This is a genomic window from Flavobacterium sp. (assembly GCF_044373165.1).
GTDB lineage: Bacteria > Bacteroidota > Bacteroidia > Flavobacteriales > Flavobacteriaceae > Flavobacterium.
Genome location: NZ_JBILQL010000002.1, coordinates 1 through 13,081 on the forward strand (window position 1 = coordinate 1; position 13,081 = coordinate 13,081).

Here is a 13,081-nt window from a genome sequence, read left to right on the forward strand (position 1 = left end):
TAAATTGTGTAAAAAAGTAACGATGTTGGTGAGAAGCGAGAAATTTAGAGCTTCTAAAATTATGGAAGAGCGCGTTCGCAAAACTGAAAATATTGAGATATTGATGAATCACGATACTGTTGAAGTTGTTGGAGACGGACAAGTGGTGACGGAAATCAAAGCTTTGAATAAAACTACCGGTGAAACCATCACCATTCCGGCTACCGGTTTCTTTGTGGCTATTGGTCACAAACCCAATACCGATATTTTTGCGAATTATATCAATTTAGATGAAACCGGATACATCGTGAATGTGCCTGGAAGTTCAAAAACCAATGTAGCGGGTGTATTTGTTGCCGGTGATGCTGCCGATCATGTTTACCGTCAGGCGATTACTGCTGCAGGAACTGGTTGTATGGCAGCTTTGGATGCTGAAAGATATTTGGCAGCTTTAGACTAAAGATAATTTTCTTGAATAAAAAATCCCGTCTCAATCAAATGAGACGGGATTTTTTTATTTGCTGGGTTTTTTATGAAGTTCGGCACTATCGATAAAACGTTTCATTTCTATTTTTACCGGTTCGCCATAAAGTTCAATTTCGCTGTCGCCTGAAGCATCGATAGTAACAATATTACTCACTTTTATACTGCTTTTAGAAAATCCGCTGGTTTCTAATAAGGCATTCTTCGCGGTTAATTTTTTTCCTGTAAAATCGGTATTGTTATCTAATCTTAATTTGAGGTCTATGATGTCACCTTCTACTTCGGCCGCTGATTTTTGGTACAAATCGAATTTCATTTCGCTTGAGGAAATTAGTGCTTTTACATACGCACTTTTGCTTAAGTCGATGGCGGTTTTGACCGATTTTAAATTCAGTTCCACTTTTGATTTGTCGTTAGCCATTAAAGTGAAATTCTTGGTGTTGGCATTCAGAAACAATTTGGCATAATCGTAACTCTTGAAGGTCACATTGTCCAATAACACTTCTGACAAAGCCGTAACATTGGTTTCGTCTTTGGCGATAACCATATTGAGTTTGTCGGTGTAAGTGATGCGAACACTCAGTTTTTTGAAACTCGAAATATCTTTAGTGGTAACCACTCTAAGGTTACTTCCTGTTAATTTGTAATCGATGAACGGAATCAAATTGTCATCGGCTTCAATTTCCAAAGCACAGTCATTTCCCTTTACTAAAAATACTTCTATGTTGTCTTCGAGTTCGATACTGTCAAAATCTTCAATGGTTTTGAGTTCCGATTTGACGATTTTTGAGCCTTTAATTTTTTCCTTTTTTTGGCCTAAAGCGAATGCTGTTAGGAGAAGACAACAGATTAGTAGATACTTTTTCATTAAGGTAGTTGTTTGGTTTTTACATCAATTTGTACAAATGACTTGGTGAGTCAAAAATAGAAAAAAAAACATCCCAATGGTTATTGGGATGTTTTATTAACTTATTCTTTTGAGACACTTCCACCGGAGCTTTCTTCAACCCTGACTTCTTTAGGTGTTTTGACATAGGTTATGGAACTGCCGCTGGAGGCTTTTCCGTCTAAAAGCAATACAGCATTGACTGTGGTTGAACTGCCGCTGCTAGATTGCGAATAGACTTCGTTGGCGATTAATTCATTTGCCTCTATATGACTTCCGCTGGAAGAGGCTGTATACAATTTTAATGCTTTACCGGTGATTTGTTGTTCGCTACCACTAGTAGTTTCCAGTGTAATTTTATCTGATTCCACTTCTACTTCCATTGAACTTCCACTGCTCGATTTGAGCGTAATATCTTCACCGGTTAACAAACTTACTGATTTTAATGTTGAGCCGCTGGAACTCTCTAAACTCAATATTTTAGGCAATTTCACTGTGATTTTTTTGGAAGTCACGTTGATATAATTGTTGTATTCTGAATAGATTACCAAGGTGTTGTTTTCGATATGGGTTTTTATACCGTTGATTAAGTTATCATCGGCTTCTACCGTTACTTCAAAATTGTCGGCTTGAATCACTTCACAATCTAAACCATTGGCTACGGTTATTTTGTTGAATTGACTTACATTGCGTTTTTCGGTTACTATTTTACCGCTTCCGCTGACACTGTTGCCCAAGTTGAAATTGCCGTTGCATGAGCTTATCGACAAAGCGACTAAAGCAGCGCTTACTATCTTTGAAAAGAGAATTACAATTTTTGTCATGATTATTCGGTTTTAATGATTACTCCGTCGCTTCCTACGGTTAATTTTCCTTTTTTATTTGTTTTGCCTGACTTGGTTTCGGATACCACTTTGCCGTTTATTTTAACCGTAACAGTCTCTGAGGTGTCACTTTCGTTGATAATGTTAATTTCTTCGGATTGCACTTCTCCTTGGATGTCATTGTATTCGTTTTCATCTGCAGGACAATCTAAACATTTCACTTGGGTCTCATCCACTTTATAAGTGTATTTATCAGAAGTGTGGTGAAGGTTGAAAAACTGATTGTCGGATTCGTCAAAGTGTTGCACAGATTCTTCGGCTACAAATACGGTTCCTTTAGGAAGGTATAAATACAATTCTACTCTTTGGTCTCTGTATTTGCTGGCCATTTCAGTTAGTAAGTAGTTGTCTAATAACAATTGGTTGCCTACCACTTTGAATCCGTATTTGATTTTTTCAGCTCTCTCATTGGCTTCTTTGAACGATTTTCCGTCGGCCAGTTTTTCAATTTGAAGATACGGTTGTGCTTTATCTGTACTTTTGATTTCGAAGCTGATTTGGTTGGAATAAATTACTTCGTTTTTAACAGAATCTTGAGTAAAGATAAAATCTTCATGTTCGTAAACATTTTTAGAGAAATAATCGTTGCTCACAAATTTGATTTGTAACGTATCTGTGGGTTGGATGTTTAAGGTTTCTTTTTGAACCACTTTCCCTTCAAAAGCAGATTCTGTTGATTGCTTGATTCCGATTACAAATAATGAACCCACGGCGAAAATCCAAATGGCCAATAAGCTGTATTTAGCGGCAGCACTAAGCGATTTCATGTTGCTGACCAATAGTTTCAATCCTAACAACAAGAAGAAGAATAACGGAATTCCAATGGCTAAGAAAGTCAATAATCCGAAAGCCCAAAGCGGAATGTCAGTATAATTTACGGCTTCTACATATCGTTGCCAAGGAGCATCAATAAAAGAGGTAGAACCGAAAGTAAACAATCCTATAAAAAGTCCGGCCAAAGATAAAGCTGAGAACACCAGTATGATTGACCCCAAAACTTTAGCAAATACTCCGAAGATTTTCATGAGAACATCGCCTAAGCCGCTGGCTACTCTTTCAGCGCCGGTTTTGACTTGGTTTCCCATTTCGTCATAATTGGCGTTTTTGAATTTATTAGAAACCGAATCGAATTCTTCTCTGACTTTTTTTTCAATATTGGAAATGGTTACCGGTTCTCCGGTCATTTCTAATTTTTCGGAAGTGGTAACTGCTTTAGGCGTTGCAATCCAAAGGATTAAATAAGCAATTACTCCGAAGCTGGTGAACGCCAACAACAAGAAGATGATTTTAATCCAAACAGCCTCTACTCCAAAGTAGTGTCCTAATCCGGTACAAACCCCGCCGATCAAGCCACGGTCTTTGTCTCTGTATAATTTTTTTCGGTTAGGCATGTTGTAGAACGGTTCAGATTTAGCGTCTGTGGCCTCGTCGTCAATGCGGTAATCTTCCGGTTGACCCATCACTACAATTACTTCGTCAACATCTTTATTATTGATCACGTGTTTGTCTGACTTTTGTTTTTCTGTTAAAAGTTCGGCCACACGCATTTCAATGTCTTTCATGATTTCGTCTTTTCCGGAAGAATTGGAAAGAGAACGTTTTATAGCATCAAAATATCTTGATAATTTTTGGTATGCATCTTCATCGATATGGAAGAATAAACCACCTATATTAATATTTACTGTTTTGTTCATGATTGTTATTTTTGATTGGTTATGATGTTCACGGCGTCTGACAATTCGGTCCAAGTGCCGTTCAATTCAGTTAAAAATGTCTTTCCTAATTCGGTTAAGCCATAATATTTTCTGGGCGGTCCCGAAGTTGATTCTTCCCAACGATAGTTGAGCAATCCGTCGTTTTTAAGTCTTGTCAATAGCGGATAAACCGTTCCTTCTACTACAAGCAGTTTAGCGTTTTTTAAAGTGTCTAAGATTTCAGAAGTGTAGGCGTCTTTTTCTTTTAGGACAGACAAGATACAAAATTCTAAAACACCTTTTCGCATCTGGGCTTTTGTGTTTTCAATGTTCATAGTACATGATTTTTAATTTTTCTGATTAACATTCGTTTTTTGATTGTTTCCTTGATGATTGAAACCGGTGATTGTGATTGATGATTGATTGATTTTATTTGAAAAAAGGGATGCTCAACGGGTATTTATAATGTTCACCGTTTGAGGTTTTTACGGCACCGTATATGATTAAAACAAATTCGATTACTTTGATAAAAAAGAACAACAATACCGCGATGATTCCTAAGATTGAAATGCCGGTTAAATTTCCCATACTCAAATTGTCGATTACAAAATCTCTGTTGAAATGGAAGTCTCCATCGGGCACATTTTTGAAAATGGAGTAAATTAAAATCGGAATAGCAATCAAACACAATATTACAGTGTAAACAAAGATGCTCAATTGAAAGTTCAAGACTTGCTTTCCATTATAATCTACAAATTCAGATTCGTTTTTTTTGGTACTCCAAATTACAATTGGGAAGATGTAGTTTCCAAAAGGGATCACATATTGGGTTAAAGCACTCAAGTGCAGAAACGTAGCCAAGTTTTTTTCGTTAGTAGTTGTCATTTTTTTTGATTTATTAAGTGATGATTGAAACTCCTTTATTATAATACTATTGATAAGCTATTAATTTCTTATACAAAGATAAGGTTAAAAAAAGGTATTATGCAATACAAAGTACTTAAAATTAACAAAATATTAACATTTGGAATAAACTTTAAAACCCACTATTTTTTTGTACTTTTATAGCAAAATCAAGTGTTTATGGAATTTTCTCCTTCTAAATTGAATACCTTTTTATTTTTCAAATTGCCTTCCGCGTTTTGGTGCGGCGTTAGGGTAAAATCGATTTCAAAACAGCAATGTGTGGTTGCGGTCAAGCACCGATGGTTCAACCAAAACCCCTTCAACTCCATGTATTTTGCGGTTCAAGCTATGGCAGCCGAATTGACTACCGGTGCTTTGGTAATGATGCAAATCAAAAAATCAGGCCAAAAGATTTCTATGTTGGTAGCTAACAATAACGGTAACTTTACTAAAAAGGCAACGGGTCGCATTACTTTTACCTGTAATGATGGTCATTTGATTGAAGAAGCCATTCAGCGAACTATAAACACTGGAGAAGGGCAGACTTTTTGGATGAAGTCGGTCGGAATCAATCAAAAAGGAGAACAAGTTTCCGAGTTAAACTTTGAATGGAGTATAAAATTAAAGTAATTAACAAAAGTTAAACCCTTTATAATTAGCCTTTTTTTAGGAAGTTATCATTGTAACTTTGATAAAAATAAAAAGACAATGAAAATTCTGATCACCGGGGCAACGGGTTTAGTAGGTAGTGAACTGGTTAAGTTGTTGTTAAAAAACAAGCATACCATTCATTATTTAACTACTTCCGCCTCCAAAATTGAGGATAAGCCAAACATCAAAGGTTTCTTTTGGAATCCTCAATCAGGGAAAATAGATGAAAGTTGTATTTATGGAGTTGATGCGATTGTACATTTGGCAGGCGCTAATATTGCCAAAAGATGGACCAATGCCTACAAGCAAGAAATAATTGAAAGCAGAACTTTATCCAGTGAATTGCTTTTTAATCTTTTAAGAAAAACACCCAATCAAGTCAAGCAAATTGTTGCTGCTTCAGGCACAGCCATTTACCCTGAAAGTTTCAATCAAGTATTTGATGAAACTACCACACAAACAGAAGATAGTTTTTTGTCTAATGTGGTCAAGAAATGGGAGGCAAGTGTCAATACTTTCAATGTGTTAGGTATTAAAGTCTGCAAGCTAAGAACCGGTATAGTGTTGTCTGATAAAGGCGGAGCATTGCCTGAAATGGTAAAACCGATAAAGTTTGGCTTTGGCTCTGCAATGGGTTCGGGTAAGCAAATGCAATCTTGGATTCATATTGAGGACTTAATTGCTATGTACAATTTTGCTTTGGTAAATCAGTTGGAAGGAATTTACAATGCGGTTAGTCCCAATCCGGTAAGTAATGCTACATTAACCAAAACGATAGCCAAAGTAATCAAGAAACCCTTGTGGCTTCCCAATATTCCAGAGTTCATAATGAAACTCATTTTAGGCGAAATGGCTTATTTGCTTTTTTCCAGTAAAAATCTCAGTGCTGAAAAAATAAAAACTGCCGGTTTCCAATTTCATTTTCCCCATTTAGAGAAAGCCCTTTACAATTTGTATCAATAAAAAAGAGCTGTCAGTTGACAGCTCTTTTTTACTATAAAAGATTGTTGAATTAATAATTTTACAGCATAAAGCCAACCTTGGGATTTGTGTTTTAAAATGTTATGTAACAAATATAGGTTATACGAAAACGTAATAGTCTTAAAATTATATTAAAATTATATTAAATTATCCGATAGTTTATTTTTTTTATTGTCTGATAAAATTAATGACAATTTGACATTTTCAAAGAATTGGCAGTACTTTTGCTTACTCGAAAAAGGAAAAATTCCCAAATGAAAATCAAAAATATTTTTAAAAATACACCACCAATGAATACTGATAACACGGATAAAGAGCCTATTGAAAGTGCCGCAGAAAATGTAGCCAATGAAATTGAAGCGGCAGAAGAACTTAGTGTTGAAGCCCAATTGCAAGAAGAATTAGCCAAAGAAAAGGACAAGTTTTTACGTCTTTTTGCCGAGTTTGAAAATTTCAAAAAAAGAACCGCCAAAGAGCGTATCGATTTATTCAAAACTGCCAATCAAGAAGTTTTGCAAGCCATGTTACCGGTTTTAGACGATTTTGACAGGGCTATGGTGCAAATTGCCAAAAGTGAAGACGAACTTTTGCTGAAAGGCGTTGAATTAATTCACGAAAAGTTGAAAAACACTTTGGTGTCCAAAGGTTTGGAACAAGTAGACATAAAAGCTGGTGATAGTTTCGATGCTGATTTTGCGGAGGCTATAACCCAAATTCCGGCACCAACTGAGGATTTGAAAGGTAAAATTGTGGATGTAGTGGAAAAAGGATATAAATTGGGCGACAAAATTATTCGTTTTCCAAAAGTCGTAATCGGACAATAACAAAGAGTATGAGCAAAAAAGATTTTTACGAAATATTAGGCATTTCCAAAAGTGCTTCTGCTGAAGAGATAAAAAAAGCTTACCGAAAAAAAGCTATCGAGTTTCACCCCGATAAAAACCCGGGCAATAAAGAAGCCGAAGAAAATTTTAAAACAGCAGCTGAGGCTTATGAAGTCTTAAGCGATCCGGATAAAAAAGCCAAATACGATCAATACGGTCATGCTGCCTTTGACGGAGCCGGCGGTTTTGGTGGCGGGCATCACATGAACATGGATGATATCTTCAGTCAGTTTGGTGATATTTTCGGAGGTGCTTTTGGCGGTGGCGGATTTGGCGGATTTGGCGGCAACAGTGGCGGACAACGTCGCGTTAAAGGCAGTAATCTTCGCATCAAAGTTAAGCTAACTCTGGAAGAAATTGCCAATGGCGTTGAAAAGAAAGTCAAAGTAAAACGCAAGGTGCAAGCACCGGGTGTAAAATATAAAACTTGTACCACTTGTAACGGTCAAGGTCAAGTATTGCGGGTAACCAATACCATTTTGGGCAGAATGCAATCGGCCACAACTTGTCACGTTTGTGGTGGAGCTGGACAAACCATAGAAAGCAAACCCAACAATGCCGACGCGCACGGAATGATAATGGAAGACGAAACCGTATCTATCAAAATCCCTGCAGGCGTTGTAGATGGCATGCAACTCAAAGTTTCCGCTAAAGGAAATGACGCTCCGGGTAACGGAATTCCGGGTGATTTGATTGTAGCCATCGAAGAATTAGAACATGAGTTTTTAAAACGCGAAGGCGAAAACCTCCATTATGATTTGTACATCAGTTTTGCTGAAGCCGCTTTAGGTGTTTCCAAAGAAATTGAAGCCGTTAACGGAAAGGTAAGAATCAAATTAGAAGACGGTATCCAATCGGGTAAAATTTTACGTCTCAAAGGTAAAGGAATTCCGAGCCTTAACAGCTATGGCAATGGCGACTTGTTAGTACATGTAAATGTATGGACACCAAAGAGTTTGAGCAAAGAACAACGTCAGTTTTTTGAAAAATCACTAACTGATGATAACTTCATCCCGAAACCTGAAAAAAGCGATAAATCTTTTTTTGAAAAAGTAAAAGATATGTTTTCATAATTAAAAAATATGTTTTACATTTGATTATTACTTGGAAACAAGTAATTTCTTTTTCATAGCAATTTTTCCCATCCTTTTGTAAAAATCAGGGTGGGTTTTTTTTTGTAACAAACATTTTCGTTTGACTACTTATTGGTTACTTTTACAAAATATAACACCAAATTTTAAAAGCCAAAAAACAAGTAATAATCAAATTTCAATTTTCAAATTTGTTCTATTTAATGTTTTGGAATTTTCAGATTTGGAATTTATTTGAAATTTGTTATTTATCTTTTTGAAATTTATCTCAATCATGAGCAATATACTTGAAGTAAACAAAGTCGTAAAGCAATACGGTGATTACACCGCGCTCAACGAGGTTTCTTTAACCGTTCCCAAAGGCAGCATTTACGGACTTCTCGGACCGAATGGCGCCGGAAAAACTTCCCTAATCCGTATCATCAACCAAATCACCATGCCTGACAATGGTGAAATAATTTTGGATGGAGAGAAACTTAATCCTTCTCATGTACATTCTATTGGTTATATGCCGGAAGAACGCGGTTTGTATAAAACCATGAAAGTAGGCGAGCAATGTTTGTATTTAGCACAGTTAAAAGGCTTATCCAAAGCCGAAGCCAAAAGAGCATTAGACTATTGGTTTGACCGCTTGGAAATTCAAGGTTGGTGGAATAAAAAAGTGCAAGAATTATCTAAAGGAATGGCGCAAAAAGTACAGTTCGTTGTGACCGTTTTACACAATCCCAAGCTGCTCATCTTAGACGAACCGTTTTCAGGATTTGACCCGGTGAATGCCAATTTGATTAAAGACGAAATCATCGAGCTCAATAAACAAGGAACCACTATTATTTTTTCAACGCACCGCATGGAAAGCGTAGAAGAAATGTGTGACCATATCGCCCTGATTCACAAATCCAACAAACTCATTGAAGGCCGATTGTCTGAAGTCAAAAAACAATTCAGAACCAATGATTATGAAGTGGGAATATTGACCAATAATGTAGAAGGATTGATGTATGATTTGTCACAGAAATTTACTTTGGCACCAACCGATTTCAAATCGTTGCACGATGAATTGAAATTGAAGATCAATCTTGGCACGGCTACGCGAAATGAACTATTGAACACTTTAGTGCAACGCGGACAAGTAACCCATTTTGTGGAAAAAATACCGAGCGTGAATGATATTTTTATTAAAACGGTAACGGAATAAAATAACAAAAATCAAAACCCAAATAACAAACCAATAGCAAATGTCAAAAAAAACAAATTTCAAACATTGATTAACAGATTGTTTTGAATTTGAAAAATTGAGTTTTATTTGGAATTTGGATTTTAAAATATTGGAATTTAAAAAATATGAGCAAACTAAGTCTAATTATCAAAAGAGAATTTGTCGCTAAAGTGCGCAACAAATCATTCATTGTTATGACTTTTTTAAGTCCGTTGTTGTTTGTAGGCATCGGTGTTTTTGTGGGTTATCTCAGTACCATGAAGGCCGATCAAAAAACGATAGCCATTCACGATGAAACCGGGTTGTTTGTCAAAGAATTTAAAAGTGATGCCGAATATAAATATGTGGATTTGTCTTTAATCGATACCAAGACTCTAAAAGACAGTATCATCAGCGAAAGCTATGAAGGTTTGCTTTTCATACCCAAGATTACCGCTTCCGATTCACTTCAAAAGCAAATAGAATACATCTCTAACGATAGTCCAAGTGTGCTGTTTGTAGAAGATTTAGAATCGATTATCAACGCCAAACTCACCACAGAAAACTATACCAAATCGGGTTTAGACGTGAAAGCCATTGAAAAAGCCGAATCAAAAGTCAGTATCAATTTATCCAAAGCTTCCGGAGAAGCGGCTTTAAAAGGATTAAACGAAATTAAAATTGGAATAGGAGGTGCTTTTGGGTATTTGATTATGATGTTCATCGTAATTTATGGCAACATGGTGATGCGAAGTGTCATCGAAGAAAAAGTGTCTCGTATTATTGAAGTCATCATTTCTTCGGTAAAACCTTTTCAACTCATGATGGGTAAAATCATCGGAACTTCCTTAGCGGGAATTTTACAGTTTATGATTTGGGCTCTACTCGGATTAACTGCCATGTTTGTTTTGTCCTCTATTTTTGGGATACAAATGGGAGCAACATCGAGTGTTGACGCTCAAACTTTACAAAATGCCCAACAAGAAATGGGCGGTTCTGTTGCCATGTACATGAAAGAGCTATGGAACTTACCGATAGCGACTATTCTAATTTCGTTTATCTTCTATTTTATTGGCGGCTACTTTTTGTATAGTTCGTTTTATGCTTCAATAGGTGCAGCAGTGGATAACGAAACCGATTCGCAACAGTTTTTATTGCCTATCATCATGCCTTTGATTTTGGGTGTTTACATCGGATTTTTCACTGTTATCAATGATCCGCATGGAACGGTCGCGACAGTGTTTTCTATGATTCCTTTGACTTCGCCTATCGTAATGATGATGCGCATCCCGTTTGGCGTACCGCTTTGGCAAATTGCCGTTTCTTTGGTTTTATTGTTTGCAACATTCCTCCTAGTGGTTTGGTTTGCAGCCAAGATTTATCGTGTGGGAATATTGATGTATGGCAAAAAACCAACCTGGAAAGAACTCTACAAATGGTCAAAATACTAAAGATGAAAAAGTTAGTTTTATGGGGTTTATTGTTTTTTAGTTTTTCGGGTCAGGCCCAAAAGGGCGAAGTGCAAAAAACTATCGAAACGTTCTTTGAAGGTTTTCATGCCAAAGATACTGTCAAAATCAAATCGACTTGCAGCGAGAAATTGGTATTACAATCCATCTCCGAAAGTGCTAAAGGCAATAAGTTTTCGGAAGAATCACCAAAAGAGTTTTATGTTTCAATAGCCACCATTCCGGCTGATGTAAAGTTTGAAGAACGTATTCTAAGCTACAATATTCAAGTCGACGGTACCATGGCACACGTTTGGACGCCATATGAATTCTACCTCAATGGCAAGTTTAGCCACAAAGGCGTGAATGCTTTTACTTTGTTTAAAGATACTTCGAGTTGGAAAATAGTGCATTTGATTGATACCCGAAAGAAGAAATGAGAAAGTTATTGTTTTTAGTATTGTTTGGTATTACTGCCTTCGCCCAAGAAAATAAAGCATTAAAATTATCCTTTTCAGGCTTTTTAGAAACCTATTATGCTTACGATTTTAATCAGCCCAAAGCTGAAGCAAAGTTACCGTTTATGTATAATTATAACCGACATAATGAGTTTAGTATCAATGTAGGTTTGTTAAGAGCCAAAGCCGAATACGAGAATGCTTATGCTGCCATTGCTTTGCATGCCGGAACTTATGTAGAAGATAATTATGCCAATGAAAACACTAAGATTATCAGTGAAGCTTATGTAGGTTTGTTTCTTGACAAAGCCAAAAAATCAACCCTTGAAGTTGGAATTTTGCCCAGTTATATCGGATTTGAAACCGCAACTTCTGCCTCAAATTTGAATTTGACTCGCTCCTTATTGGCTGAAAATTCACCCTATTTTATGACGGGAATTAAATATACTTATAAACCCAATGACAAATGGCAGTTTTCCGGTTTGGTAACCAATGGATGGCAACGTATCAATAAACCTAATAAAAATGTTTCACCGGCTTTGGGTTCTCAAATAGTCTATAAGCCATCTGAAAAGGCAACTTTTAATTGGAGTACTTTTGTAGGGAAAGAATTGTACAACAATGAATGGGGCATGCGCTATTTCAGTAATTGGTATTGGGACAAACAATGGAATTCCAAATGGCGCACTATTGTAGGCTTTGATGCAGGAATGCAGACAGATGTTACCGATAATGACCGTAAATTGTTTTGGATGAGTCCGGTAATAGTGACACAATATACCATCGTTCCCAAGTGGCAAACGGCCTTAAGAGTTGAATTTTATCAGGATAAAAACAATGTAATTATAGCTTCTAATGATCAATTTAAAACCCTTGGATTGTCCTGGAATGCCGATTATCTCATTAATGATAAAGTCAAATTCAGAACTGAAGCGAGGTATTTAAACAGTCAGAAAGAGATATTTATAAATGATACTTCTATGGTCAATAACAACTTTTACATCACCACGAGTTTATCATTTGAATTTTGAAAAAAGCATCTTTAATCATAAAACGAACTTCATTTCCAATACTTCTTTAAAGGCAGCTTTATAATCTGTTCCCTTTGTTTTTTTCATTATATGTTTTACTCCGGCATCCTGATAGTGTCTCAGTAGCTTTTTAGGCAAAGCTCCGGAGACTATAACTATAGGAATAGCTTTTAAATTTTCGGAGTTTTTTAGGATGACAATCAGTTCTTTGCCATTCAATATAGGCATATGAGTGCCCAAAAAAAGGATATCGGGTTTGGTTTCAGATTGTTTCAAATCTTGCATCATTTTATAACCGTCCTTATAGATGGAGATACGATGTCCCAGTGCTTCTATAACATGTTTGAAAAAATATAAATCTTCATTGTCTATGTCAAGATAATAGATAGTACGAGAGTCCATGATTACAGCTTTTTTGGAAAGCTAAGATATGGACAAGGTCAAAAAAACTTCTTATACTATTCTTGAAGAAAATTATATAATTCCTTCATTTTCCGAAAGACTTATTTT

At 36.2% G+C, this 13,081-nt stretch carries 15 protein-coding genes; 9 read left to right on the forward strand and 6 right to left on the reverse strand.

What is annotated here, in order from left to right; translation table 11 throughout:
* On the forward strand, window positions 1-439 hold a 439-nt coding region (locus tag ACIQ32_RS00410), incomplete at its 5' end, for an NAD(P)/FAD-dependent oxidoreductase (RefSeq protein ID WP_396193661.1).
* A gap of 54 nt (window positions 440-493) precedes the next feature.
* On the opposite strand, the gene ACIQ32_RS00415 is transcribed toward ACIQ32_RS00410, so the two are convergent.
* The 5 genes from ACIQ32_RS00415 to ACIQ32_RS00435 all read right to left on the reverse strand — a co-directional run bounded on the left by ACIQ32_RS00415 (window position 494) and on the right by ACIQ32_RS00435 (window position 4,811).
* Window positions 494-1,330, reverse strand: a complete 837-nt coding sequence (locus tag ACIQ32_RS00415) for a GIN domain-containing protein (protein WP_396193663.1) — start codon at window positions 1,328-1,330, stop codon at window positions 494-496.
* A gap of 101 nt (window positions 1,331-1,431) precedes the next feature.
* Complete coding sequence (locus ACIQ32_RS00420) at window positions 1,432-2,172, reverse strand: head GIN domain-containing protein (protein WP_396193664.1); 741 nt, start codon at window positions 2,170-2,172, stop codon at window positions 1,432-1,434.
* A 2-nt stretch (window positions 2,173-2,174) separates the two neighbouring features.
* A complete protein-coding gene (locus tag ACIQ32_RS00425; RefSeq protein ID WP_396193665.1) occupies window positions 2,175-3,926 on the reverse strand; it encodes a PspC domain-containing protein in 1,752 nt (583 codons plus the stop codon).
* A 5-nt stretch (window positions 3,927-3,931) separates the two neighbouring features.
* Window positions 3,932-4,261 carry a PadR family transcriptional regulator gene (locus tag ACIQ32_RS00430; protein WP_121314380.1) on the reverse strand — a complete coding sequence of 110 codons (330 nt, stop codon included), beginning with the start codon at window positions 4,259-4,261 and terminating at the stop codon, window positions 3,932-3,934.
* A 94-nt stretch (window positions 4,262-4,355) separates the two neighbouring features.
* A complete protein-coding gene (locus ACIQ32_RS00435) occupies window positions 4,356-4,811 on the reverse strand; it encodes a DUF4870 domain-containing protein (RefSeq protein WP_396193666.1) in 456 nt (151 codons plus the stop codon).
* A 198-nt stretch (window positions 4,812-5,009) separates the two neighbouring features.
* Between ACIQ32_RS00435 and ACIQ32_RS00440 the strand changes: the two genes are divergently transcribed.
* The 8 genes from ACIQ32_RS00440 (at window position 5,010) to ACIQ32_RS00475 (ending at window position 12,571) form a co-directional block, all read left to right on the forward strand.
* A complete protein-coding gene (locus ACIQ32_RS00440) occupies window positions 5,010-5,462 on the forward strand; it encodes a DUF4442 domain-containing protein (protein WP_396193667.1) in 453 nt (150 codons plus the stop codon).
* A gap of 78 nt (window positions 5,463-5,540) precedes the next feature.
* Window positions 5,541-6,446: a TIGR01777 family oxidoreductase gene (locus ACIQ32_RS00445; protein ID WP_396193668.1), complete on the forward strand. Its 906-nt coding sequence runs from the start codon at window positions 5,541-5,543 to the stop codon at window positions 6,444-6,446.
* Between the two features lie 272 nt (window positions 6,447-6,718).
* A complete protein-coding gene (locus tag ACIQ32_RS00450; protein ID WP_396193669.1) occupies window positions 6,719-7,288 on the forward strand; it encodes a nucleotide exchange factor GrpE in 570 nt (189 codons plus the stop codon).
* Between the two features lie 8 nt (window positions 7,289-7,296).
* Window positions 7,297-8,421 carry a molecular chaperone DnaJ gene (gene dnaJ, locus ACIQ32_RS00455; RefSeq protein ID WP_396193670.1) on the forward strand — a complete coding sequence of 375 codons (1,125 nt, stop codon included), beginning with the start codon at window positions 7,297-7,299 and terminating at the stop codon, window positions 8,419-8,421.
* 292 nt (window positions 8,422-8,713) lie between these two features.
* Window positions 8,714-9,634 (forward strand): ABC transporter ATP-binding protein, encoded by a 921-nt coding sequence (locus ACIQ32_RS00460; RefSeq protein WP_396193671.1) that lies wholly within the window; start codon window positions 8,714-8,716, stop codon window positions 9,632-9,634.
* Window positions 9,635-9,780: 146 nt separating this feature from the next.
* Window positions 9,781-11,085 (forward strand): ABC transporter permease, encoded by a 1,305-nt coding sequence (locus ACIQ32_RS00465; RefSeq protein ID WP_396193672.1) that lies wholly within the window; start codon window positions 9,781-9,783, stop codon window positions 11,083-11,085.
* Window positions 11,086-11,087: 2 nt separating this feature from the next.
* Window positions 11,088-11,522, forward strand: coding sequence for a nuclear transport factor 2 family protein (locus ACIQ32_RS00470; RefSeq protein ID WP_396193673.1), 435 nt, complete (start codon window positions 11,088-11,090; stop codon window positions 11,520-11,522).
* Entirely contained in the window at window positions 11,519-12,571 is a 1,053-nt protein-coding gene (locus ACIQ32_RS00475; RefSeq protein WP_396193674.1) for an outer membrane beta-barrel protein, read from the forward strand. The genes ACIQ32_RS00470 and ACIQ32_RS00475 overlap by 4 nt, the downstream gene beginning before the upstream one ends.
* A gap of 15 nt (window positions 12,572-12,586) precedes the next feature.
* Here ACIQ32_RS00475 and ACIQ32_RS00480 read toward each other — a convergent pair whose 3' ends face one another.
* Window positions 12,587-12,973, reverse strand: coding sequence for a response regulator (locus ACIQ32_RS00480; RefSeq protein WP_396193676.1), 387 nt, complete (start codon window positions 12,971-12,973; stop codon window positions 12,587-12,589).
* Between the last annotated feature and the right edge of the window lie 108 nt (window positions 12,974-13,081).

Excerpts from the sequence above, each read along its gene's own strand:
- ACIQ32_RS00465 (WP_396193672.1), top strand. The coding sequence starts at position 9,781 with ATGAGCAAACTAAGTCTAATTATCAAAAGAGAATTTGTCGCTAAAGTG.
- ACIQ32_RS00475 (WP_396193674.1), top strand. The coding sequence starts at position 11,519 with ATGAGAAAGTTATTGTTTTTAGTATTGTTTGGTATTACTGCCTTCGCC.
- ACIQ32_RS00435 (WP_396193666.1), bottom strand. The coding sequence starts at position 4,811 with ATGACAACTACTAACGAAAAAAACTTGGCTACGTTTCTGCACTTGAGT.
- dnaJ (WP_396193670.1), top strand. The coding sequence starts at position 7,297 with ATGAGCAAAAAAGATTTTTACGAAATATTAGGCATTTCCAAAAGTGCT.
- ACIQ32_RS00480 (WP_396193676.1), bottom strand. The coding sequence starts at position 12,973 with ATGGACTCTCGTACTATCTATTATCTTGACATAGACAATGAAGATTTA.
- ACIQ32_RS00470 (WP_396193673.1), top strand. The coding sequence starts at position 11,088 with ATGAAAAAGTTAGTTTTATGGGGTTTATTGTTTTTTAGTTTTTCGGGT.
- ACIQ32_RS00420 (WP_396193664.1), bottom strand. The coding sequence starts at position 2,172 with ATGACAAAAATTGTAATTCTCTTTTCAAAGATAGTAAGCGCTGCTTTA.
- ACIQ32_RS00445 (WP_396193668.1), top strand. The coding sequence starts at position 5,541 with ATGAAAATTCTGATCACCGGGGCAACGGGTTTAGTAGGTAGTGAACTG.
- ACIQ32_RS00460 (WP_396193671.1), top strand. The coding sequence starts at position 8,714 with ATGAGCAATATACTTGAAGTAAACAAAGTCGTAAAGCAATACGGTGAT.
- ACIQ32_RS00450 (WP_396193669.1), top strand. The coding sequence starts at position 6,719 with ATGAAAATCAAAAATATTTTTAAAAATACACCACCAATGAATACTGAT.
- ACIQ32_RS00430 (WP_121314380.1), bottom strand. The coding sequence starts at position 4,261 with ATGAACATTGAAAACACAAAAGCCCAGATGCGAAAAGGTGTTTTAGAA.
- ACIQ32_RS00425 (WP_396193665.1), bottom strand. The coding sequence starts at position 3,926 with ATGAACAAAACAGTAAATATTAATATAGGTGGTTTATTCTTCCATATC.
- ACIQ32_RS00440 (WP_396193667.1), top strand. The coding sequence starts at position 5,010 with ATGGAATTTTCTCCTTCTAAATTGAATACCTTTTTATTTTTCAAATTG.
- ACIQ32_RS00415 (WP_396193663.1), bottom strand. The coding sequence starts at position 1,330 with ATGAAAAAGTATCTACTAATCTGTTGTCTTCTCCTAACAGCATTCGCT.